Origin of the sequence: Salinibacterium sp. dk2585 (genome assembly GCF_008001035.1) — a bacterium.
GTDB lineage: Bacteria > Actinomycetota > Actinomycetes > Actinomycetales > Microbacteriaceae > Homoserinimonas.
Genome location: NZ_CP042856.1, coordinates 200270 through 223182 on the forward strand (window position 1 = coordinate 200270; position 22913 = coordinate 223182).

Annotated in this window: 23 protein-coding genes; 13 read left to right on the plus strand and 10 right to left on the minus strand. The window is 68.6% G+C overall.

Annotated features, from left to right (window positions below; genetic code table 11):
- Nucleotides 1-70: 70 nt before the first annotated feature.
- A complete protein-coding gene (locus FVA74_RS01030; protein ID WP_147719932.1) occupies nt 71-1087 on the minus strand; it encodes a zinc-binding dehydrogenase in 1017 nt (338 codons plus the stop codon).
- A gap of 208 nt (nt 1088-1295) precedes the next feature.
- On the opposite strand from FVA74_RS01030, the gene FVA74_RS01035 reads away from it, so the two are divergent.
- Together FVA74_RS01035 and FVA74_RS01040 are read left to right on the plus strand one after the other, a co-directional pair.
- Nucleotides 1296-2678: an LLM class flavin-dependent oxidoreductase gene (locus FVA74_RS01035; protein ID WP_147719933.1), complete on the plus strand. Its 1383-nt coding sequence runs from the start codon at nt 1296-1298 to the stop codon at nt 2676-2678.
- 148 nt (nt 2679-2826) lie between these two features.
- Nucleotides 2827-3747, plus strand: a complete 921-nt coding sequence (locus tag FVA74_RS01040) for an AEC family transporter (RefSeq protein WP_147719934.1) — start codon at nt 2827-2829, stop codon at nt 3745-3747.
- On the opposite strand, the gene FVA74_RS01045 is transcribed toward FVA74_RS01040, so the two are convergent.
- From FVA74_RS01045 to FVA74_RS01060, 4 genes are all read right to left on the minus strand, one after another.
- The gene (locus FVA74_RS01045) at nt 3744-4580 is read right to left on the minus strand and encodes an exodeoxyribonuclease III (RefSeq protein WP_147719935.1); all 837 of its coding nucleotides are present in this window, start codon (nt 4578-4580) and stop codon (nt 3744-3746) included. The genes FVA74_RS01040 and FVA74_RS01045 overlap by 4 nt on opposite strands.
- 84 nt (nt 4581-4664) lie before the next feature.
- Entirely contained in the window at nt 4665-5429 is a 765-nt protein-coding gene (locus FVA74_RS01050; RefSeq protein ID WP_147719936.1) for an MBL fold metallo-hydrolase, read from the minus strand.
- 9 nt (nt 5430-5438) lie between these two features.
- Nucleotides 5439-6182: an NUDIX hydrolase gene (locus FVA74_RS01055; RefSeq protein ID WP_147719937.1), complete on the minus strand. Its 744-nt coding sequence runs from the start codon at nt 6180-6182 to the stop codon at nt 5439-5441.
- A gap of 86 nt (nt 6183-6268) precedes the next feature.
- Entirely contained in the window at nt 6269-6742 is a 474-nt protein-coding gene (locus FVA74_RS01060) for a hypothetical protein (protein ID WP_147719938.1), read from the minus strand.
- 143 nt (nt 6743-6885) lie between these two features.
- On the opposite strand from FVA74_RS01060, the gene fgd reads away from it, so the two are divergent.
- The 9 genes from fgd (at nt 6886) to FVA74_RS01105 (ending at nt 15330) form a co-directional block, all read left to right on the plus strand.
- Nucleotides 6886-7890 carry a glucose-6-phosphate dehydrogenase (coenzyme-F420) gene (fgd, locus tag FVA74_RS01065; protein ID WP_222705952.1) on the plus strand — a complete coding sequence of 335 codons (1005 nt, stop codon included), beginning with the start codon at nt 6886-6888 and terminating at the stop codon, nt 7888-7890.
- Nucleotides 7891-8088: 198 nt separating this feature from the next.
- On the plus strand, nt 8089-8862 hold the full coding sequence (locus FVA74_RS01070; protein ID WP_147719940.1) for an electron transfer flavoprotein subunit beta/FixA family protein: 774 nt from the start codon (nt 8089-8091) through the stop codon (nt 8860-8862).
- 27 nt (nt 8863-8889) lie between these two features.
- Nucleotides 8890-9861 carry an electron transfer flavoprotein subunit alpha/FixB family protein gene (locus FVA74_RS01075; protein ID WP_147719941.1) on the plus strand — a complete coding sequence of 324 codons (972 nt, stop codon included), beginning with the start codon at nt 8890-8892 and terminating at the stop codon, nt 9859-9861.
- Complete coding sequence (locus FVA74_RS01080) at nt 9858-10796, plus strand: cytochrome b/b6 domain-containing protein (protein ID WP_240792261.1); 939 nt, start codon at nt 9858-9860, stop codon at nt 10794-10796. Before FVA74_RS01075 ends, FVA74_RS01080 begins: the two co-directional genes overlap by 4 nt.
- An 18-nt stretch (nt 10797-10814) precedes the next feature.
- Nucleotides 10815-12614, plus strand: coding sequence for an acyl-CoA dehydrogenase (locus FVA74_RS01085; RefSeq protein ID WP_147719942.1), 1800 nt, complete (start codon nt 10815-10817; stop codon nt 12612-12614).
- Nucleotides 12615-12796: 182 nt separating this feature from the next.
- Nucleotides 12797-13147 carry a cupin domain-containing protein gene (locus FVA74_RS01090; protein ID WP_147719943.1) on the plus strand — a complete coding sequence of 117 codons (351 nt, stop codon included), beginning with the start codon at nt 12797-12799 and terminating at the stop codon, nt 13145-13147.
- Between the two features lie 24 nt (nt 13148-13171).
- Nucleotides 13172-14170 carry a TIGR03557 family F420-dependent LLM class oxidoreductase gene (locus FVA74_RS01095; RefSeq protein WP_147719944.1) on the plus strand — a complete coding sequence of 333 codons (999 nt, stop codon included), beginning with the start codon at nt 13172-13174 and terminating at the stop codon, nt 14168-14170.
- Nucleotides 14170-14955, plus strand: a complete 786-nt coding sequence (locus FVA74_RS01100; RefSeq protein ID WP_147722998.1) for a coenzyme F420-0:L-glutamate ligase — start codon at nt 14170-14172, stop codon at nt 14953-14955. Before FVA74_RS01095 ends, FVA74_RS01100 begins: the two co-directional genes overlap by 1 nt.
- Nucleotides 14956-14964: 9 nt before the next feature.
- Nucleotides 14965-15330 carry a nitroreductase/quinone reductase family protein gene (locus FVA74_RS01105; RefSeq protein WP_147719945.1) on the plus strand — a complete coding sequence of 122 codons (366 nt, stop codon included), beginning with the start codon at nt 14965-14967 and terminating at the stop codon, nt 15328-15330.
- 182 nt (nt 15331-15512) lie between these two features.
- Here FVA74_RS01105 and FVA74_RS01110 read toward each other — a convergent pair whose 3' ends face one another.
- From FVA74_RS01110 to FVA74_RS01130, 5 genes are all read right to left on the minus strand, one after another.
- Nucleotides 15513-15962, minus strand: coding sequence for a hypothetical protein (locus FVA74_RS01110; protein WP_147719946.1), 450 nt, complete (start codon nt 15960-15962; stop codon nt 15513-15515).
- A gap of 110 nt (nt 15963-16072) precedes the next feature.
- Entirely contained in the window at nt 16073-16852 is a 780-nt protein-coding gene (locus tag FVA74_RS01115; RefSeq protein ID WP_147719947.1) for an ABC transporter ATP-binding protein, read from the minus strand.
- Nucleotides 16843-17871 carry a putative F420-0 ABC transporter permease subunit gene (locus FVA74_RS01120; RefSeq protein WP_147719948.1) on the minus strand — a complete coding sequence of 343 codons (1029 nt, stop codon included), beginning with the start codon at nt 17869-17871 and terminating at the stop codon, nt 16843-16845. Before FVA74_RS01120 ends, FVA74_RS01115 begins: the two co-directional genes overlap by 10 nt.
- Before the next feature lie 32 nt (nt 17872-17903).
- Nucleotides 17904-18884, minus strand: coding sequence for a putative F420-0 ABC transporter substrate-binding protein (locus FVA74_RS01125; protein ID WP_147719949.1), 981 nt, complete (start codon nt 18882-18884; stop codon nt 17904-17906).
- A 162-nt stretch (nt 18885-19046) separates the two neighbouring features.
- Nucleotides 19047-20417, minus strand: coding sequence for an aminotransferase class I/II-fold pyridoxal phosphate-dependent enzyme (locus tag FVA74_RS01130; protein WP_147719950.1), 1371 nt, complete (start codon nt 20415-20417; stop codon nt 19047-19049).
- Nucleotides 20418-20614: 197 nt separating this feature from the next.
- Between FVA74_RS01130 and FVA74_RS01135 the strand changes: the two genes are divergently transcribed.
- The gene (locus tag FVA74_RS01135) at nt 20615-21463 is read left to right on the plus strand and encodes a nitrilase-related carbon-nitrogen hydrolase (protein WP_147719951.1); all 849 of its coding nucleotides are present in this window, start codon (nt 20615-20617) and stop codon (nt 21461-21463) included.
- Nucleotides 21464-21473: 10 nt separating this feature from the next.
- Nucleotides 21474-22907: a dihydropyrimidinase gene (gene hydA, locus FVA74_RS01140; RefSeq protein WP_147719952.1), complete on the plus strand. Its 1434-nt coding sequence runs from the start codon at nt 21474-21476 to the stop codon at nt 22905-22907.
- The last annotated feature ends 6 nt before the right edge of the window (nt 22908-22913 follow it).

Genomic DNA, 22913 nt, shown 5'->3' on the forward strand with positions numbered 1-22913 from the left:
GTGAGATCCGGGAAATGCACTCTCCTGAGCCTCGGGAAGCTGCACACGCCGGATCTCACGCGGTCGAAAGCTAGGGGATCAGCACCAGGCGGATGGGGTTGCCCTCCTTGCGCTCGAGCATTCGGATGGCGTCCTTTGCCTGCGCAAGGGGCACGCGTCCGCTCACGGAGCGCGAGAACTCGACCCGGCCCTGGGCGACGAGCCCCACGAGTTGCTCGACGTGGTGCTCCTCCGAGCCGTAGTGGCCGAGGATGCTCTTGCGCATGTGGGTGAACTTGTTGCTGTTGGCGATCGTGACGGGCGTTCCGCTGAGGCCCACGAGCACGAGCTTGCCGCCCACCCCGAGCGAGGAGATCGCCTGGGCGCGCACCGCATCGACGCCCGCGAAGTCGAAGGCGACATCGAGGCCGGTGCCGCGCGTCGCATCCCGCATCTGCTGCCGGAAGTCGGCGTCGCTCGGGTCGAGCACGATATCGGCGCCGAACTCCGCGGCGCGGCCGCGTGCCTCCGCGAGGGGGTCGACCGCGATGATGGGGGCGGCGCCCGCGAGGCGGAGCAGTTGCACGGCGTGCGCGCCGAGTCCGCCGACGCCCCACACGCCCACCGCCTGGCCGGGGCGCACCTGCGCCGTGTGGTCGATCGCGCTCCACGGCGTCGAGACCGCATCGGGGATGATGGCGGCCTGCTCGAAGGGCATGTCGTCGGGGATCGCGACAAGGTTCTCCTGCGGGGCGACAAGGTACTCGGCCCATCCGCCGTCGTAGTCGACGCCCATCGTGTAGACCTCGCTGCCGCGGCTGATGCCCGCCTTGACGATGACGCGGTCGCCCGGCTGCCACCCCGCGACATCCGCGCCAAGGCTGTCGACCGTGCCCGCAACCTCATGGCCGAGCGTGACGACATCGCCCTGCAGCAGCGAGGGGGTGAGGATGCCGTCGATCAGGTGCGCGTCGGAGAGGCACACCCCGGCAGCACCCACCTTCACGAGCACCTCGCCCGCCGCAGGGGCGGGCACGGGGATGCGCTCCAGCGCGAATTCACGGGTCGAGATCGTCAGGCGGCCAGCGAGCATCGTCTTCTCGGTCATGCGCCCATCCTGCCCAGCGGATGCTGCGCGGTGCACCTTTTCTCGGAAACCCACTGCCCGGCGCGGCCCCCGTTGCGCCCCCTCGTCCAGCCGCACGACTTTCAGAACTCCGGAATGCTGAAAGCCCACGATGACGAACTGTTTCGCGGCTGTTCGCGCTTTGCGTGACGGCGGCGCAGCATGGTGTCTCGAGCGAAAGGCCGAGCCTATGACCCGTCAGATCCGTTTCAATGCCTTCGACATGAACTGTGTCGCTCACCAGGCGTCAGGCCTGTGGCGTCACCCGCAGGACCGCTCCCGCGACTACAACACACTGAGCTACTGGACCGAGCTTGCCAAGCTCCTCGAGCGCGGCCGTTTCGACGGCATCTTCATCGCGGACGTCCTCGGCACCTACGACGTCTACGGCGGCAGCAACGAGGCGCCCATCACGCACGGCGCGCAGGTTCCCGTGAACGACCCGCTCATGCTCGTCTCGGCGATGGCATCCGTCACGGAGCACCTCGGTTTCGGGGTGACCGCCGGCACGGCATACGAGCATCCGTACCCCTTCGCGCGCCGGATGACGACGCTCGACCACCTCACGAACGGCCGGGTCGGCTGGAACGTCGTCACGGGCTACCTGCCAAGTGCCGCCCGCAACATGGGCCACGACGACCAGATGGAGCACGACGAGCGCTACGCCCACGCCGACGAGTACCTCGAGGTGCTCTACAAGCTGTGGGAGGGCTCCTGGGAGGATGACGCGGTCGTCGTTGATCGCGAGTCCGGCGTCTTCACCGACCCGTCGAAGGTGCACGACATCGGGCACGAGGGCAAGTACTTCACGGTGCCGGGAATCCACATCTCAGAGCCGTCGCCGCAGCGCACCCCCGTCATCTACCAGGCGGGTGCTTCGCCCCGAGGCATCGACTTCGCGGCGGGCAACGCCGAAGCCATCTTCGTGGCGGCGCCGCACAAGACCGCGCTCAAGGAGACGGTCGGCCGCATCCGCGACGCCCTCGAGGCCGCCGGACGCGATCGCCACTCAGCCCGCATCTACACGCTCCTGACCGTCGTGACGGATGCCACGCCAGAAGCCGCACAGGCGAAGTACGAGGAATACCGTTCCTACGCGAGCCCCGAGGGCGCGCTCGTCTTCATGTCGGGCTGGATGGGCGTCGACCTGTCGCAGTTCGACCTCGACGAGCCGATCGGCAACGTCAAGAGCAACGCGATCCAGTCGAGCCTCGAGAACGTGCGTCGGGCGGGCGAGGACGGTCGCGTGCGCACCCTGCGCGAGCTCGCCCTCGAGAATGCCATCGGCGGACTCGGGCCGACCATCGTCGGTTCGGGCGAGGAGATCGCCGACCAGCTGCAGGAGTGGGTCGAGGAAACGGATGTCGACGGCTTCAACCTCGCCTACGCCGTCACGCCCGGCACCTTCGAGGACATCGTCGAGCACGTGATCCCCGTGCTGCAGGCGCGCGGCGCGTACCCGAGCGAGTACGTCGAGGGAACCCTGCGCAACAAGCTCTTCGGGGCGGGTGACTCGCTCCCCGAGTCGCACAAGGGCGCCGGCTACAAGGTTTCGGCGCGCGCCCTGGTGTGAGCGGGGCTCGCGTGACCGCCGGCGCTCTCGCCGCCTGCGCGTAACCACCGCTCTCGCTTCCCCCGCGCGAGCACCGTTTTCGGTCATTCGTCGCGGGCGGGGTTCGCGCGGGAGAAGCGCCCCGGCGGCGGGGTGAGAGACTTGACGCGTGGCAGGGGTCTTGGTGGGGTTCGCGATTATCGCGGCGATCATCGCCACCGGCTACGTGATCGGGCGCATCCGTCTGCTCGGCCCGCATGCTCCGCTCGTGCTCGCGCGGCTCGTCTACTTCGTGCTTGCGCCGAGCCTGCTGTTCACGATCCTGGGCACGACGCCGGTTGAGCGGCTCTTCTCCTCCGAACTCGCGATCGCTGCCGGCGCGGCATTCGTCGCGATGACAGCATTCGCACTCGTGTCACGATTCGTCTGGCGACGTCCGGCGCCTGAGGTTGTGATCGGCTCGCTGTCGGCTGGTTACGTCAACGCCAACAACATCGGGATCCCGGTGTCGCTGTATGTGCTTGGGGATGCCGCGGCATCCGCCCCCGTCATCCTGTTGCAGCTGCTCGTGCTCGCGCCGGTGGGGCTTGCCTTGCTCGACATGACGACATCAGGGCGCCGCTCCTTCCTCGCGACGGTCACGCAACCGCTCAAGAACCCGATCCTGATCGGCTCGGCCGCCGGCGTGCTCGTGTCGGTGGCGGGCATCGAGATTCCGGCACCCGTCATGGAGCCCTTCCTCATCGTGGGCGCCGCCGCCGTGCCGCTCATGCTGCTGAACTACGGCATCTCGCTGCACGGCCAGCGCATCCTCCAGCCCGGCTCCGGTCGCCGCGACGTGTTGCTCGCGACGAGCATCAAGCTCGCGCTCATGCCCCTCGCCGCGTGGGGCCTCGCCCGATTCGTGTTCGGGCTCGACGGCCACGAACTCTTCGTCGCGGTCGGTCTCGCCGCCCTGCCGACCGCGCAGAACGTCTTCAACTACGCGCAGCTGTTCGGGCGAGGGGTCATCGTTTCGCGCGACACGATCCTCATCACGACGGTCGGCTCGCTGCCGGTGCTGCTGCTGATCGCGGCCCTGCTGAGCTAGAAGATCATGGGCCGGTCGTCGTCATCGACCGCGAGTTCGAGGTCGACGACGACGGGCACATGGTCACTCGGGGCGTCGCCCTTGCGCTCATCGCGGTGAATCGAGGCATCCGTCACCAGGTCGGCGAACTCCTCGTTGCCGAGGATGAAGTCGATGCGCAGTCCCTCATTGCGGGGGAACTTGAGCTGCTTGTAGTCCCAGTAGGTGTAGCCCTCGGGCACGATCGGCCGCACGACATCGCTGATGCCGGCCGACTCGAAGGCGAAGAAGGCCTCCCGCTCGGCGGGCGAGACATGGGTCGTCACGCCGACCTGCAGCCCTGGGTCGCCCACATCGGAGTCGAGCGGCGCGACGTTCCAGTCACCCATGAGCGCGAGGGGAGTGCCCGGATGCTCGGCCATCCAGGCTTCGGATGCCTCACGCAGCCTCCCCAGCCAGTCCAGCTTGTAGACGTAATGCGGGTCGGCGAGCGAGCGCCCGTTGGGCACGTAGAGGCTCCACAGGCGCACGTCGTCGACCGTGACACCGAGGGCGCGGGCCTCGAGCGGCTGGTCGGGGCCCTCGAGCCCCTTCAGGAAGCCGGGCTGGCCCGCGAAGGAGGTCTCGACATCCGTCATGGGGAGGCGGCTCGCGAAGGCGACGCCGTTCCACTGGTTGAGGCCGTGCGCGATGATCTCGTAGCCGACCTCCTCGAAGGCGGCGACGGGAAACTGCTCCGGCTTGCACTTGATCTCCTGCATGCCCAGCACGTCGATGTCTTCACGCACGAGCCAGTCGACGACTCGGCCATATCGGGTGCGGATGGAGTTGACGTTCCAAGTGGCGACACGCATGCCACCACGCTACCGGCCCCGTTGGCATCCCCAATTCAGGATGGAGGCTTTCCCAACTCAGGAGTTTCCTGTCCGATCTCAGGATTAGGAAAGTCGCAGGTAGGCGAGCTGGGTGGCGACGGATGCCTCGGCGGCGAAGCGTACGGCGGGATCCACATCGGCATAGACGAGGTCGGCGACGGCTGAGACCTCGGCGGACGCGGCATCCGTCGACAGTTGCTGCAGTGCGTCGCGGATCTGCTGCAGCCGCTCGTGCCGGTGCTCGCGCAGTGCCTGGCATACCGCCGCGAGATCGGGAAGCTGCGGGCCGTGGGCGGGCAGCACGGGCACGGGGCCGATCGCCTCAAGCCGATCGAGCGAGTCGAGGTATGCGGCGAGGGAGCCATCGTCGTTCATGAGCACGGTCGTGCCGCGCCCGAGGATCGTGTCTCCCGTGAGCACGCCCACCTGGCCGCCCGCCTCGACGACGAAGCTGAGCGAGTCCGCCGTGTGGCCGGGCGTCGCGAGCACGCGGATGCGCACCCCCTCCATTTCGATGACCTCGCCGTCGGCGAGCGGCTCGCCGTCGTGGCAGTGGCCCGGGTCGAAGGCCCGGACGGGCGCCCCCGTGCGCTCTCGGAGGCCCGGGATGCCGGCCGTGTGGTCGGCGTGGTGGTGCGTGATGAGGACGAGCACGACGCGACCCGCTGCCGCGAGCGCATCGAGGTGTCCGGCGTCGTCGGGCCCAGGGTCGACCACCACCAGTTCGTCGGGGCGTCCAAGCAGGTAGCTGTTGGTGCCGTCGAGCGTCATCGGGCCCGGATTGGGCGCCAGCACGGGCCTCACGAGGTCGCTGAACTGCGTGTCCATGGCGCGACCCTACAGCGGGAACTCCGTGATGCCGTAGCCGGCCTCCGCGGGAATGATGCTGACGCGAGTGCCGTCGGGCCGTGTCTCGGCGCGGGCGTGGACCGCGAATCGGGGGCGCGCTGCCGCCTGCCGGAGCGCATCCGCCGCCGTGCCGCTCTCTGCGAGCCGCAACAGGTTCGCGTAGGTGGGGAACATGATGTTCCGCTCGCCCTGCTCCGCGCGCTGGATGAGCGCAGCGGGCGCCGCCCACTCGACGTTGACCGCCTCGGTGCCGTCCGCGGTCGCAACCTGGTTGCGGGGTGCACGGGCGAGCAGGAAGTGGGTGTCGAAGCGCTTCGGGTTCGTGGGCGGGGTGATCCAGTGCCCGAAGTGCACCACCTCGTCGAGGCGAAGCCGACCGCCCGAGTCGCGCACCGTGTCGATGAAGCGGGGTGCCGGAGCATCCGGTTGCTCCACATGGCCGCCGTCAAGGCGCTGTGCAAGGAGGAGGCCCGTCTCCTCGAAGGTCTCTCGGATGCCCGCGATGCGGATGGCACGCTCCGAGCGATCGAGGTGCTCGCCGCCGGTCACCAGCGGCAGCCACTCGTCGTCGCTGTCGTCCGGGTCGACGACCCCGCCGGGGAACACGATCGCCGAGGCGAAGGTCGCACCGGCGTGCCGCTGCACCGTCAGGACCTCAAAGGGGTCGTCGCGGACGAGCAGGATGGTCGCGGCGAGCCGCAGGGCGGCATCCGTCGATCCGTCTCTCGTCACGACACCAACCTACGGTCTTTCCCAATTGAGGAGGTGCCTTTCACAGTTCAGGACCGGACAGGCCCGGTCCTGAACTGTGAACGCAGTCAGCGGCCGGCGAGGAGGTTGACGCCGAGCATCCCGAGCACGCCGAAGGCGATGCCCCACAGGATGATCGAGATCGTCTGCCAGAAGATGACGGCGCTGCGCGAGGCGCCCCAGCCGACCATGGCGCCCGAGGTGATCTGGCTCGGCAGCACGGTCTGGCCGAGGAGGCTGACGCCGGCGACGCCGAACTTGTCGAAGCGCTCCTTAAACTTCTGCCTGCGCGGGGTGAGCGGCTTCTCGTCGGAGCCGCGGCGCTCCCGGATCTTCTTGAAGAGCAGCACGACGAGCACCATGGAGATCCAGTTGCCGATGACCGCAGCAATGATCGCAACGATCACGGGCGCGCCCGCCAGCACGCCGACGAGCGCGCCTCCGTAGGACTCGACGAAGGGGATGGCGCTGATCAGGATCACCGCCGCCCACTGCCAGAACGGGTGTACGGACTCGGTGAACGCCTGGAGCGCGTCGATCACGGGTGGTGCCTTTCGTTGGGGGGTGTGTTCCCACGGTATCCAGTGCGAGAAGCGCCATAGATCCCCCCGATGGCCGACGCCGCTCGGTGGAGAGCAGCGTGGCCGTACACATTCCTGCAACACGGCGGGAGTAGGGTCTGGCCATGCTGAAACTGGGTCTGAAGGCGTCCGCTGAGCAATTCGCCCCGCGAGAGCTCGTCGAGTTGGGTGTGCTTGCGGAGCAGCACGGCTTCGACAGCGTCACGGTGAGCGACCATTTCCAGCCGTGGCGCCACAAGGGTGGCCATGCACCCTTCTCCCTCGCGTGGATGACCGCCGTGGGCGAGCGCACGGAGCGCATCACGATCGGCACCTCCGTCATGACGCCGACGTTCCGCTACAACCCGGCCGTCGTCGCGCAGGCCTTCGCTACCATGGGCTGTCTCTATCCGGGTCGCATCCTCCTCGGTGTCGGAACGGGCGAGGCCCTCAACGAGATCGCGACGGGCTTCGACCGCGAGTGGCCCGAGTTCAAGGAGCGCTTCGCACGCCTGCGTGAGGCGGTCGACCTCATGCGGCAGCTGTGGGTCGGCGATCGTGTCAACTTCGAGGGCGAGTACTACCGCACGGTGGGCGCCTCCATCTATGACGTGCCGGATGGCGGCATCCCCGTCTATGTCGCGGCGGGCGGGCCCCTCGTGGCCCGCTATGCGGGTCGCGCGGGCGATGGTTTCATCTGCACCTCCGGCAAGGGCATGGAGCTCTACACCGACTCCCTCCTCCCGGCCGTCGCGGAGGGCGCGGCGAAGGTCGGTCGCAGCATGGACGACATCGACCGCATGATCGAGATCAAGCTCTCCTACGACACTGACGCGGATGCCGCCCTTGAGAACACGCGCTTCTGGGCGCCCCTCTCTCTCACGCCCGAGCAGAAGCACTCGATCGATGACCCCATGGAGATGGAGGCGGCGGCGGATGCCCTGCCCATCGAGCAGGTCGCGAAGCGCTGGATCGTCTCGAACGACCCTGAGGAGGTTGTCGAGCAGGTGCGTCCCTACGTGGAGGCGGGGCTCAACCACCTCGTGTTCCACGGGCCCGGTCAGGACCAGCGCCGCTTCGTGGAGCTCTTCGAGCGGGATCTCGCGCCGCGAATCCGCGATCTCAGTTGAGTAACGCGAATTCCGGGCACTGAGAGGTCGACTTCGTCGACGTCCGCGCGATGCAATACTTTGATCGGCGGCACAGAAACTGTGTACGCAGGGACGCCCACAGCCGAGACATCCCACAGATGATCAGGTGCTGCATCGCGGGACGGGTAGTTTTATATCCGGAGATGCCCCTGGGGTGACGACGACAAGGAGATATCAGTGAAGATTGCCGTGCTCATCAAGCAGGTGCCCGACACTTATGGCGAGCGCAAGCTGACGCCGGAGGGCCTGGTTGACCGCGACGCTAGTGACGCGATCATCGACGAGATCAGCGAGCGCGCGATCGAGGTGGCGCTGCAGCAGAAGGATGCTGACAAGAGCGTCGAGGTCGTTGTCGTCTCGATGGGTCCGGCTGAGGCGAAGGATGCGCTCCGCAAGGCACTCTCGATGGGTGCCGACGCGGCCATCCACGTGCTCGACGACGCGCTCGTCGCATCCGACGCGGGTTGGACGGCCACGACGCTGGCCGCGGCCATCCGCCACATCGGCGGTGTCGACCTCATCGTCGCGGGTGACTCCTCGACCGACGGTCGCGGCGGTGTCATCCCCGCGATGGTCGCCGAGCACCTGGGCATCTCGTGCCTCAACGGTGTTGACGGTCTCACGATCGGCTCCGAAGTAAGCGGTTCGCAGGCGACCGAGTCCGGCACCCGTGCCGTGCACGCCTCGCTGCCGGCGATTGTCTCGATCACCGAGAGCGCCGACGAGGCTCGCTTCCCCAACTTCAAGGGCATCATGACGGCTAAGCGCAAGCCGCTGACCGTGGTCTCCCTCTCCGAGCTCGGTGTCGACCCGTCGTTCCCGGGGCTTGCTCGTTCGGTCGTCGTGAGCACCTCTGAGCGTCCCGCGCGCGCCGCCGGCCGCAAGGTCGTCGACGAGGGCCAGGCCGCCGAAGAGCTCGTCGAATTCCTCGCCGCCCAGCGCCTGATCTAGTCACGACCTCATCTAAGGAGTATGCAGATGTCGAACATCCTCGCTTTCATCGAGGTCTCCACCACTGGCGAGATCCGTGGTTCCGCCCAGATGCTGCTGAAGGCAGCCGCCGACATGGGCACGCCCGTCGCGGTTGTCGCGGTTGCGCCTGGCACGGGTGCCGGCCTCGTCGAGCAGCTGGGCAGCCTCGGCGCCCAGCAGGTCTACGTCGCTGAGACGGATGCCGCGACCACGACCGTCGCTGCCGGCCAGGTTGCCGCGCTCGAGGCCGCTGTCGCGGAGTTCAGCCCCGCCGCGGTGCTCGCCGCCCACTCGCCCGATGGTCGCGAGATCGCCGGACGCCTCGCGGTGCGCACCAAGGGTGCCCTCCTCGTCGATGCTGTTGGCGTGAAGGCCGATGGCGACCGTGTCGTCGCGACCCACTCCGTCTTCGGTGGCGCCTACACCGTCGAGGCAACGGTCGAGGGCGGCCTGCCCATCGTCACGCTGCGCCTCGGCGCGATCGACGGCCAGGCTGCTGCCGGTTCGGCGACGGCGCAGACCGTGCAGGTCACGCCCGACACGAGCGTCGCGGCCACGATCGACTCCGTCAATGACGAGACCGTCACCTCCACCCGGCCCGAGCTGCGCGGTGCGCAGAAGATCGTCTCGGGTGGTCGCGGCCTCGGCTCGAAGGAGAACTTCGTGCTCGTCGAGCAGCTCGCCGACGCCCTCGGCGCGGCCGTCGGCGCCTCGCGTGCCGCGGTCGACGCCGGCTACGTTCCCCACTCCTACCAGGTCGGCCAGACCGGTATCACGGTCTCGCCGCAGCTCTACATCGCCCTCGGCATTTCGGGCGCGATCCAGCACCGCGCGGGTATGCAGACGGCCAAGACGATCGTCGCGATCAACAAGGACGAGGACTCGCCAATCTTCGAGATCGCCGACTTCGGCATCGTCGGTGACGTCTTCGAGATCGTTCCGAAGGTCATCGAGGCGATCGAGGCTCGCGGCAAGTGAGTACCTCCACGTCCAAGGTGACGCCTTCTAAGAAGGGCGGGAACCGCAGCAAGTGGTTCCCGCTCGTCTGGGTCATCCCGGCCGCCGTCGTGCTGCTGGCCGCCGCGGTGCTCGGCGCGCAGTGGCTGCGCACCCTGCCCGAGGTCCAGTCGTTCCTCGCCGACTACCCCGGCCATGTCGAACGCGATGGGGCCCAGGGCTTCCCCGTGTGGGTGCAGTGGTCGCACCTGTTCAACCTCCTGCTGATCGTGCTGATCATCCGCTCCGGATGGCACGTGCGCACACGGCAGCGTCCGCCGGCACACTGGACCCGCAACAACACGGGGCTCATCCGCACCAAGGGCAAGCCGACGAAGATCAGCCTCGACCTGTGGCTGCACCTGAGCCTCGACGCCCTCTGGGTGATCAACGGTCTGGTGTTCTACATCATGCTGTTCGCCACCGGCCAGTGGCAGCGCATCGTGCCGGCGTCGTGGGAGTACATCCCCAACGCATTGTCCGCTGCGCTGCAGTACGCGTCGCTGGACTGGCCGCACGAGAACTCGTGGGTGTCGTACAACGCCCTGCAGGTCATCGCCTACTTCGTGACCGTGTTCATTGCGGCGCCGCTGGCGATCGCGACGGGCATCCGGATGTCGGGTGCGTGGCCGAAGGATGCCGCCATCAACAAGGTCTACCCGGTCGAGGTCGCCCGCGCCATCCACTTCCCCGTCATGCTCTACTTCGTGGTGTTCATCATCGCGCACGTCACACTCGTGTTCACGACGGGTGCCCTGCGCAACCTGAACCACATGTTCGGCGGGCGCAACGAGGAATCCTGGTTCGGCTTCGGAATGTTCGCCATCACGATGGTCGTGCTGATCGCACTGTGGTTCGCCGCACGACCGCTCATCCTGCGCCCGATCGCCAACCTCATGGGCAAGGTCAGCAAGTAACCTCTGGAGGTCCCCGCCGTGGCTGTACCCGCGCTTTCCCGCCGCGACCTGGACTTCCTGCTTTACGAGTGGCTTGACGTCGAACGTCTCACCGAGCGCCCGCGCTTTGCGGAGCACTCCCGTGAGACGTTCGACGCGGTCCTCGACCTGAGCGCTGACGTGGCGACAAAGCACTTCGCGCCACACAACAAGAAGTCCGACGCCAATGAGCCCGTCATGGCGGAGGACGGCACCGTCACCCTCGTGCCCGAGATTGCCGAGGGCCTCGCCGCGTTCACGGAGTCGGGCCTTTTCGCCGCCTCCTTCGACGAGGAGATCGGCGGCCTCCAATTGCCCATGTCGGTCATGCGGGCCTGCATGGCCTGGTTCCAGGCGGCGAACGCGAGCACCTCCAACTACGCCTTCCTCACGATCGGCAATGCGCACTGCATCGTGGCCCACGGCTCGGAGAGCCAAGTCGACGAGTGGGTGCAGCCCATGCTCGAGGGGCGCTACTTCGGCACCATGGCGCTGTCGGAGCCGCAGGCCGGGTCGTCGCTCGCCGACATCACGACCATGGCGGTGCCGCAGGATGACGGCACCTTCCGCCTCACGGGCACCAAGATGTGGATCTCGGGCGGCGATCACGAGCTGAGCGAGAACATCGTGCACCTCGTGCTCGCCAAGACGCCAGGCGCCCCCGCGGGCGTCAAGGGCATCTCGCTCTTCATCGTGCCCAAATACCTGCACGCATCCGATGGTTCGCTTGGTGAGCGCAACGACGTGGTGCTCGCGGGCCTCAATCACAAGATGGGCCAGCGCGGCACGACGAACACCCTCCTGAACTTCGGGGAGGGCAAGTACACGCCGGGTGGTTCCGCCGGTGCCGTCGGCTACCTCCTCGGGGAACTGCACAGCGGGCTCGCCTACATGTTCCACATGATGAACGAGGCGCGCATCGGGGTCGGGATGCTCGCGACATCCCTCGGCTATGTCGGCTACCGGCAGGCGCTCGACTACGCGAAGGTGCGCACGCAGGGCCGCGCGCTCGGCGTCAAGGACCCCGCGACCCCGCCCGTCGCGCTGATCGAGCACGCCGATGTGCGGCGGATGCTGCTCGAGCAGAAGGCCTACGTCGAGGGCGGCATGGCGCTGGGCCTCTACTGCTCCACGCTCGTCGACGAGGAACAGACGGCGGAGAGCGAGGAGGAGCGCACGCAGGCGACACTGCTGCTCGACATCCTGACGCCGATCGCGAAGAGCTGGCCCTCGCAGTGGGCGCTGCGGGCGAACGAACTCGCCATCCAGGTGCACGGCGGCTATGGCTACACGCGCGACTTCGATGTCGAGCAGTTCTACCGCGACAACCGTCTCAACCCCATCCACGAGGGAACCCACGGTGTGCAGGGCCTCGACCTGCTCGGCCGCAAGGTCACCATGAAGGGCGGCGCGGCCCTTGGGTTGCTGCTCGGCCGCATCGAGGCGACCGCGGCCCGGGCGATCGAGGCCGGCGGCGAGGCGGCAGAGCAGGGGCGGATGCTGCAGGCTGCGGCCGCCCGCATCCAGCAGAGCACCGAGCTGCTGTGGGGCCAGGGTGACCCGGCCGTCGCGCTCGCGAACTCATCCGTCTATCTCGAGGCGGTGGGGCACGTCGTCGTTGCGTGGCTGTGGCTCGACCAGGCGCTCGCGGCGGGCGACAAGACGGGCGAGTTCTACGAGGGCAAGCGGCGCGCGGCATCCTTCTTCTTCGCGTGGGAGTTGCCCAAGACGGGTCCGCAGTTCGACCTGCTCGACAGCCTCAACCGCGACACCCTCGACATGGAGCCCGCCTGGTTCTGAGACAACGAGGGGTTGAGGAGCGCGGCTCGCGCAATCGCTGGTGCGATTGCCACAAGCGAACCGCGCTCCTCAACCCGCCGGGCGGCGCACGCGCAGCACGGTGTCGGCGATCGCTCCACATCCGCCCGCTCTCGCCGCGATGGCTGAGGTAGCGCTCCTCCCAGAACGCGCCCGACCCCCGTGTGGCACGCACCAAGAAGCGAGTGGGCGAGATCCAGTACGAGACGCTCTCGCCCGAGTCGAGCCCGGTGCAGACCTACAAGGTCACCCTCCCTGCCAATCCAGACGGCGCGACGGCCGTGCCGGACCCGAGAGTGCACGACGGGCACGAGTGGCTCTATGTGCTCTCGGGGAGGCTGCGCCTCGTGCTGGGAGATCAAGAGGTCACGCTCGGGCCGGGCGAGGCCGCCGAGTTCGACACGCGACTCCCGCACTGGCTCTCCGCGACGGGAGCCGGGCCCGTCGAGATGCTGTCGATCTTCAGCAAGGAGGGCAAGCGCATCCACCTGCGCGCCCGGCCTGCAGCGAAGTAGCCAATGGCCTGGCAGGATTCACCTATGACTCGCGCGCGCATCGGATACGCCGCCATGCTGGAACAGTTCGCGCCCTCCGAGGCGGTCGCGCTCGCCGCACACGCCGAGGCGCACGGCTTCTCGGGGGTCATCGCCGCGGACCACTTCCAGCCGTGGGTTCCCGCGCAGGGCGAGTCCTCCTTCGTGTGGAGTGTGCTCTCGGCACTCGGTGAGCGCACCGAGGGCAGCTTCGGGCCCGTGACCTCGCCGACCTTCCGGATGCACCCGGCCGCCGTCGCGCAGGCATCCGCAACCCTCGCGAGCATGTACCCGGGGCGGCACTGGCTCGGCGTGGGCTCGGGCGAGGCACTCAATGAGCACGTCGTCGGCAAGTACTGGCCCGAGGCGCCCGAACGCATCGACCGGATGTTCGAGGCCGTCGAGGTCATCGGCAAACTCTTCGCGGGCTCGCTCGCCGGCCGTGACGTGCGGCACAGCGGCACGCACTTCCGGCTCGAGTCGGCCCGCCTGTGGACCATGCCCGAGGTTGCGCCCCAGGTGCTCGTCGCGACATCTGGGCCCGTGACGGCGAAGCGCGCGGGACGGGTGGCCGACGGCATCATCACGACCAATGCGCCGCTCGACAAGCTCGAGCAGCTGCTGCGCCGCTTCGAGGAGGGAGCGCGCCTGGCGGGCCGCGGCGTCGCATCCGCCTCACGCGTGCTGCGCCTGCACCTCAGCTGGGCCGAAACCGACGAGCAGGCCATGGCGAACGCGCTGCGGGAGTGGCCCAACGGCGCCATGCGCTTCTCGCAGGCCGACGTGCGCTCGCCCTATGAGTTCGAGCAGCTGGCCAGACTCGTGCGGCCCGAGCACTTCGAGGGGCGGATGCTCGTGAGCGCCGACCTCGACACCCACCGTGAGCACATCCAGCGTCACCTCGACCTCGGGTTCACGCACATCCACCTGCACAATGTGGGCCGCAACCAGCGCGAGTGGATCGAGGCCTTCGGGCACGACGTGCTGCCGAAACTGGTGGCGTGATGGCCCTCGTTCCCGGCCTGGCGGTCTTCGGGGTGGCAGGCATCCCCGAGGTGCGGCCCGGTGACGACCTCGCGGCGCTCATCCTCGCGGCTGGCGCCGAATTGGACCACGGCGACATCCTCGCCGTGACAAGCAAGATCGTGTCGAAGGCCGAGGGGCGCATCGTCGCGGCGGCCGACCGCGAGCAGGCAATCACCGACGAGACCGTGCGCGTGGTGGCATCCCGCGAGCACCAGGCCGGCGTCACCCGCATCGTCGAGAACCGGCAGGGCCTCGTCATGGCGGCGGCCGGTGTCGACTCGAGCAACACGGATGACGGCACCGTGCTGCTGCTCCCCGAGGATCCGGATGCTTCAGCCCGCGCACTCTGCGCCGCGTTCCGCCGCGCGACCGGCCTGCACCTCGGCGTCATCATCACCGACACGGCTGGGCGTCCCTGGCGGCAGGGACAGACCGACATCGCGATCGGTGCGGCGGGGGTGCGAGTCATCGATGACCTGCGGGGGACCACGGATGCCGCGGGGCGGCCCCTCACCGTGACGGCGGCGGCCATCGGGGACGAGGTGGCGGCGGCATCCGACCTCGTCAAGGGCAAGGTCAGCGGCATGCCCGTCGCGGTCGTGCGGGGACTCGGCCGCTACGTCGTCGAGCTCGACGCACCGGGCGCGCGCTCCCTGCAGCGCCACGGCGACGCCGACATGTTCAGCCTGGGGACCGCGGAGGCGCGGGCGGAGGGCTACGAGGCCGGGCGGGCCTCGCTACTCACGCCGCCGTCGACGGCGTAGCGTGGGGGCATGCCACTCAGCGGAGAGTACGAACCCAGCACATCGAAACGCACGGCCGACCAGGTCGCCCTGTATGAGAGCTCCGGCGGCACGGAGGGCACGACCCTCGGCGGCAGGCCCGTCGTGATCGTCACGTCCGTCGGCGCGAAGTCGGGCAAGCTGCGCAAGATTGCGCTCATGCGGGTCGAACACGAGGGCGAATATGCGCTCGTCGCCTCGATGGGCGGGGCGCCGAAGCATCCGGTCTGGTATTTCAACCTCGTCAAGGAGCCACACATCGAGCTCCAGGACGGCCCCGAACGCGCCGACTACGAGGTGCGGATCGTGGAGGGCGAGGAGAAGGCGCAGTGGTGGGAGCGCGCTGTCGCCGCCTAACCGCCCTACGCGGAGTACCAGCAGCGCACCGAGCGGGAGATCCCGGTGTTCGTGGCGCGGCGCATCGCCGAGTGAGTCCCCTCTCGCACCAGCGATGCGGTGCCTCGTGCGTGATGCTGCCGTTCTGACCGCCGCATCGCGCCGAAACGGCCGCAACGCTGTGAAGGCATCGGAGTCGACGCCTACTGCAGTTCCCCAGGCAGCGCCTCGTGGTGCGGGGCGCCGTGCGTGCGGCGGTCCTCCTTCATCTCGGCCTCGAAGAGGTGCCGACGGCCGCCAGCGAGCTGTTCGCGCGCATCCTTCTCAACCTGCTTGAATGCGGCGTAATAGTTGTCGTCGTAGTCCTCGACGATCTGGAAGGTCCAGCGTCCGCCGATGACGTTGCGGCCCACGATCTCGCGATCGATGCGTTCGGCCAGCTCGCCGTGCCCGGCCCTGCGGAGTGCCTCGACCGCGTCGCCGAGGTGCAGGTCGGCCGTGCCCGTCAAGCGGTGGAAGCCGTACAGCAGCCCCCGCGCATGCTCGACGACCTCGAGCGCCTCCGACAGCTTGCCGAGCGCCTCCACGGTCGCGTCGTCGAGTCCCTCTGGGCGCTGGTGGGCGGCATCCGGTCCGTTCTCTGCTTGGCTCATGCCCCGGATGTTGCCCCGGCTACCCGAGAATTCGCCCAGTTGCCGTACTGGGATGCCGCAAGGTGCATTCGCCCGATCTCACGGGAGGGGGGTGGGGGTGGGAGGGGTGGTTATGAGAAGACGATGACCGGGTGTCCCGTGCGCGGGTTGGTGAGCACATCGCAGTCCACGCCATAGACGGTGCTGATGGTGGCGGGCTGCAGCACCTCGGCGGGCGTGCCGGCGGCCACGAGGCATCCGTCGTCGAGGAGAAGGATGCGGTCGCAGTGGGCGGCCGCGAGCGTGAGGTCGTGGAGCGCCATGACGGCGGTGACGCCGAGCCCGCGCACCTGCCGTAGGAGCGACAGTTGGGCGTGCACGTCGAGGTGGTTGGTGGGTTCGTCGAGGAGGAGCACGCCGGGTTCCTGGGCGAGGGCCCGGGCGACCTGCACGCGCTGCTGCTGGCCGCCGCTCAGGGTGTGCCAGTGGCGGTCGGCGATGTCGGTGACCCCCGCGGCCTCGAGGGCGGCGTCGACCGAGGGGGAATCGGTGGGGCTGAGGAGTCCGCGGCGGTGCGGAATGCGGCCGAGTTGCACGACTTCGCGCGCCGTCAGGTCGGTGGAGGGTGTGGCGTTCTGTTCCAGGAGGGCGATGCGGCGCGCGCGCTCGCGGCGCGGGAGGGCGGCCAGGTCTGTTCCGTCGATCGCGACGGTGCCAGCATCCGGTGCCATGATGCCGCCGATGACCCGCAGGAGGGTCGACTTGCCCGCGCCGTTGGGGCCGAGCACGCCCGTGACGAGCCCGCCGGGGGCGCTCGCCCTGATGTCGCGCAGCACGGGCCGGCCGTCGATCGAGACGGAGACGCCGCTGAGGTCGAGCCCCGCGAGCCGGGTCTGTGTCGTCACGCCCATGTTGCCCCCCTCTTGCGCACGAAGAGCAGCACGAAGACGGGCACCCCGATGACGGCCGTGATGATGCCGACTGGCAGCTCACGCGGGTCGAAGACGGTGCGGGCGAGGGTGTCGGCGACGACGAGGAAGAGGGCGCCGGCGACGACCGCGAGGGGGAGCATCCGTGCGTGCCCGGGGCCCGTGACGCTGCGCACGACGTGGGGAAGGATGAGGCCGACGAAACCGATCGCCCCACTCACGGCCACCATGGCCCCGGTGAGGAGCGCGACGCCCGTCAGCAGCAGCCAGCGGGTGGCCTCGACGTTGATGCCGAGGGACGCGGCAGCCGTGTCGCCGAAGGTGAAGGCATCGAGTCGCGGGGCGGCCAGCACGAGCGCGGTGCCGACGACGGCGAGGGCGATGCCCGAGATGGCGACGGTCGACCAGTCGCTGCCCGCGAGGGACCCGAGCAGCCAGTTGAGGATCTCCCGGTAGGAGTCGCCCTTGGCCGACCAGAAGATGATGAAGGATGTCGCCGCCCCCGCCAGTTGGGCAATCGCGAGCCCCGCCAACACGGCGCGCCCCGGCGTGATCGCCCCTCCCGCCCTCGCGATCGCGAGGGACGCGACGAGCGCGAGGAGGGCACCCGCGAAGGCGGCGACGGGAAGCATGATGCCGACCCCGAGGATCAGCACGGCGACCGCGCCGAGGGAGGCGCCCGAGGAGAGCCCAAGCAGGTAGGGGTCGGCAAGGGGGTTGCGGGTCACGCTCTGCATGACGGCGCCGCTCAGAGCGAGGCCGGCGCCGACGGCGGCGGCCGTCAGCACGCGGGGCAGGCGCAGCTCCCACACGATCGCGTCGGTCAGGGGTGGCACGGCGGCGACGGGGAGGCCGAGGTGGCCGGCGACGCTCGCGAGCACATCACCGACCCGGATGTCGGCGGGCCCAATAGTGATGGCGACACAGCAGACGATGAGCAGGGCTGCGAGCGTGCCGAGGAGCGTGGCCGCGTGGGATGCGCGACGGCGGGGGCCGCGCATCCGTTTCTCCGCCTGCGGGCGGGTGTCGAGGCTTACCAGCCGAGCCCCCTGAGCTGTTCGATGGCGGATGCCGCGGCCTCCACGTTGCGGATGCCCGCCTCGGTCGCGGCGAACGGCAGCACCACGTAGCGGCCCTCGCGCACGGCCTCGAGGGAGGCGGTCGCGGGGTGGCCCTCGAGCACCTCAATCTTGGATTCGGCGGTGTTCCAGGCGGAGTCGACGAGCACGATCACGTCGGGGTCGTGTGCGACGACGGTCTCCCAGCTGACGGAGCTCCAGGTGTCGTCGACGGCGGAGAAGATGTTGTCGAGCCCTGCGGCATCCATGATCATCTGGGGCGAGCCGATGCCCGCGCCGACGTAGGGGGTGTCCCGGCCGCTCGAGTACCAGAGCGCGGTCGGGGCGTCGTCGACGGGGCGAAGCGCGGCGAGCGCATCTCGCTGTTCGGCCACGAGTTCGGTCGCGGCGCGCTGGGCATCGAAGATGAGGCCAGCGTCGGTGATGCTGTCGAAGACCGTCTCGAAGGTCAGCGGCCGCGGCATGTGACCCTCGCCCTTGCACGCGGGTGGCGCGACGTAGCTTGCGATGCCGAACTGCGCGAGCCGGTCGCGCTCGCCGGCTCCCTCGACACTGAAGTTCGATTCCCAGCCGGCGTAGACGAGGTCGGGTTCGAGGGCGAGCACGGTCTCCTGTCCGGGCACCGAGTCGCTCAGCACCTCGACTTCAGCACCTTCGGGGAGGGGGCCGTCGAGCGCGGCGGCGCCGACGATCCTGTCTCCCAGGCCGAGCGCGAGCAGCAGCTCGGTCGTGCTCGACTTGATCGTGACGACGCGCTCCGGGGGGCCATCGAGCGTGACCTCGAAGCCGCAGTTGTCGACCGTGAGGGGGTAGGCGGCGGCCGGCGCGGGCGTGGAATCCACATCATCCGCAAGGGATCCGGCGGTGCACCCCGCGAGCATGAGGAGCACCGCGGATGCGGCGGCGAGGGTCGCGGGGCGGCTGCGAGCTGTCATGATGGTCGGCCTCGATCGGGAGCGGGCCCGGCGCGGGTGCGCGGGGCCTTCGTGAGGGCACACCGAGGTCGGCGTGCCGGCACGGCATGACGCCGATCGACAGGCCGCCCAATGCCCGGACGGCTCGCCCCGGTCACAGCCGACCGGGGGTCTGCCAGCAGACTACGCCCATCTGGCCCCCGGTGCACGGTCTGCGGCCGTTCTCGGTGCGGCGGTCGCGGCGAGGGCGGCGGCGATCTCGTGCACCTCGCCGCGGACCGCCCCGACGGTGACGCGCACGTGGGGCTGCTGGTTCTCATCGACGGCGAGGAAGGGTGTGCCTCCCGCGACCCGGATTCCGGATGCCGCGAGCTGGAGCATCGCCTCATGCTCGTCCTCGACGGCAAGCCAGGTGTTGATGCCGTCGGCGGGGCCGGTGGGGACGCCGAGCTTGCTGAGGGCCTCGGCGAGTTGGTGCTGCCGGGTGGCGTACTCGTCGCGGGCCCGCGTCACCTGGGCGACGCTTCGCTCGTCGACGAGCAGGTCGTGGAGGATGGTCTGCAACATGCGGCTCGTCCAGCCGGGCCCGAGCATCCGTCGCGCGACGACGCGGTTCACGAGGGCGGTGGACCCGCCGAGTGCCGCGATCCGCAGGTCGGGCCCGTGGGACTTGGAGTAGCTGCGCACGTGCAGCACCCGATCCGGCAGCCACTGGCCGATGCTGACGTCGTCGGCCGTGCTGATCTGCCCCGAGTGGTCGTCTTCGATGACGATCGTCTTGGCCGCTCGCGGGTCGTCCTGCAGCATCCGCGCGAGCTGTTCGGCGCGGACGGCGGGCATCGATGCGCCGGTGGGGTTGTGTGCGCGCGGTTGGAGGATGACGGCGGAGGGGCCCTTGGCGAGGGCGGCCGCGAAGGCACTCGGGTCGAGGCCGTGCTGGTCGACCGGCACGGGGAGCCGCTCGACGCCGAGTCGGTCGAGCAGGTCGTAGAACGGCGGGAAGGTGGGGTTCTCGATGATGACCCGGTCGCCGAAGCGCACGACCTCGTCGAGGCTGCGGGAGATCGCGTCGAGGGCGCCGTTGACGACCGTGATGGAGTCGACTGGATACGGCCACGATTCCTGCAGCACGTTTAGGAGCTCGGGGATGACGGGAAGGTCCTGGTAGCTGGAGGTGACGGCGCGTTCCGAGATGCGGGAGAGTGCCGGCCCGAGGGCGGGGAGAAGGTCGGGATCCGGGATGCCGCGCGAGAGGTCGATCCGGGAGTCGACGCGTCGCCCGGCCATGACCTTGCTGCGGGCGGGCAGCCACTCCTGGGCTCGCTCCGACACGAAGGTGCCGCTGCGTCCCCGGGACACGATGAGGCCAGCGGCACCGACGGCCTGCCAGGCGTGGCTGACGGTGGCGGGGCTCACACCGAGGTCGCCGGCCAGCTGGCGCACGGTGGGGAGGCGGGCGCCGGGGGCGAGGCGACCCGAGCTGATGAGCCTGCCGAGCGCGGCCGAGATGCCCGCGGGTGTGGGGTCATCGATCTCGTCGACCAGAGGATTCATGGGTCAACCTTGGCCAATCTCTTGCTCGTAGGGGGATTGCTCGTCAGGATGATTAACGAATGCGTCACCCAGAGAAACACAACAGAAATGTTTACGTCGAAGAATAACAAAACCGGACAACGTGGTCCCGGTTTTTCGACTCAGTAGCTCGGTGCCTGCGTGGTTGGTGGGCCCGACCCGTTTCGTGGAGGTTCACCTTGACTGTAGTTCGAGCCGCCATCACCCAGACCACCTGGACCGGCGACAAAGAATCCATGCTCGACAAGCACGAGCAATTCGCGCGGGATGCCGCGGCCGACGGAGCGCAGGTCATCTGCTTCCAAGAGCTCTTCTACGGCCCGTACTTCGGCATCACCGAGGACAAGAAGTACTACCGCTACGCGGAACCCGCCGACGGCCCCATCGTGCAGCGCTTCGCCGCACTCGCGAAGGAACTGGGCCTCGTCATGGTCCTCCCCATCTATGAGGAAGACATCACGGGCGTCTACTACAACACCGCCGTTGTGGTCGACGCCGACGGCACGATCCTCGGCAAGTACCGCAAGCACCACATCCCGCACCTCGACCGCTTCTGGGAGAAGTTCTACTTCCGCCCCGGCAACCTCGGCTACCCGGTATTCGACACGGCCGTCGGCAAGGTCGGCGTCTACATCTGCTACGACCGGCACTTTCCCGAGGGATGGCGCGAGCTGGGCTTGAACGGCGCCCACATGGTCTTCAACCCAAACGCCACCAAGCCGGGTCTCTCGAACCGGCTGTGGGAGGTCGAGGGCCCGTGCGCCGCGGTCGCGAACGGATACTTCGTGCTGCAGCCCAACCGGGTCGGCCGTGAGGACAACGAATACGGCGAGCTCGCCGTCGACTTCTACGGCACGAGCCAGGTCATCGACCCCCGCGGCAACTTCGTCGGGGAGAAGGGCTCGGGAGACTCGGAGGAGGTCATCATCCGCGACCTCGACCTCGACATGGTGCAGCAGATGCGCGACGACTGGCAGTTCTACCGCGACCGCCGACCCGACTCGTACACGAGCATCCCGAAGCCGTAGGGAGCGACCAATGAAGACCCTCATCAAGAACGGCACCGTCGTCTCGGCGACCGGCCGCGTGCAGGCCGACGTGCTCATCGACGGCGAGACGATCGTCGCCGTGCTCGCACCGGGCTCGACGCTGCTCGGCACCGACCTGACCGCCAACGTCGACACGGTGGTCGACGCGGCGGGAAAGTACGTCATCCCCGGCGGTATCGACGCCCACACCCACATGGAGCTGCCGTTCGGCGGCACCGCAGCATCCGACACCTTCGAGACCGGCACCCGCGCGGCCGCCTGGGGCGGCACGACGACGATCATCGACTTTGCCGTGCAGACCTACGGCCAGCGGGTCATGGACGGCCTGGCCACCTGGCATGAGAAGGCGGCGGGCAACTGCGCGATCGACTACGCCTTCCACCAGATCATCGGCGACGTCACCGACGACTCGCTCCAGGCGATGCGGGCGCTCCCCGAGGAAGGCGTCTCGAGCTTCAAGCTCTTCATGGCCTACCCGGGTGTCTTCATGTCGGATGACGCGCAGGTGTTCAAGGCGATGCAGGTCTCCGCCGACACGGGGATGATGACGATGATGCACGCCGAGAACGGCCCCGTCATCGACGTCATGGTCAAGCAGCTGCTCGAGCAGGGCAAGACCGACCCGTACTACCACGGGGTCGCCCGCGCCTGGCAGATGGAGGAGGAGGCGACGCACCGGGCCATCATGCTCGCCAACCTGACGGGCGCACCCCTCTACGTCGTGCACGTCAGCGCCAAGCAGGCGGTCGAGCAGCTCGCGGCGGCCCGTGATGTCGGTCAGAACGTCTTCGGCGAGACCTGCCCGCAGTACCTCTACCTCTCGCTCGAAGACCAGCTGGGGGCATCCAGCGACGAATTCGGTGCCTTCGAGGGTGCCAAGTGGGTCTGCTCGACGCCGCTGCGTTCCAAGCATGAGGGACACCAGCACCACATGTGGCAGAGCCTGCGCACCAACGACATCCAGATGGTGTCGACCGACCACTGCCCCTTCTGCATGAAGGGCCAGAAGGAGCTCGGCCTCGGCGACTTCTCCAAGATCCCCAACGGCATCGGCTCGGTCGAACACCGTATGGACCTGCTCTACCAGGGGGTTGTCGACGGCCAGATCAGCCTCGAACGCTGGGTCGAGATCACCTCGACGACGCCCGCCCGCATGTTCGGGCTGTACGGCAAGAAGGGGGTCATCCAGCCGGGGGCCGACGCCGACATCGTCGTCTACGACCCCAATGGGCACACGTCGATCGGCGTCGGCAAGACCCACCACATGAACATGGACCACTCGGCGTGGGAGGGCTTCGAGATCGACGGACACGTCGACGCCGTGCTCTCCCGCGGCAAGGTCATCGTCGACGAAAGCGGCTACATCGGCACCAAGGGTGATGGCCAGTTCGTCAAGCGCGGCCTGAGCCAGTACCTGATCTGAGAGGCG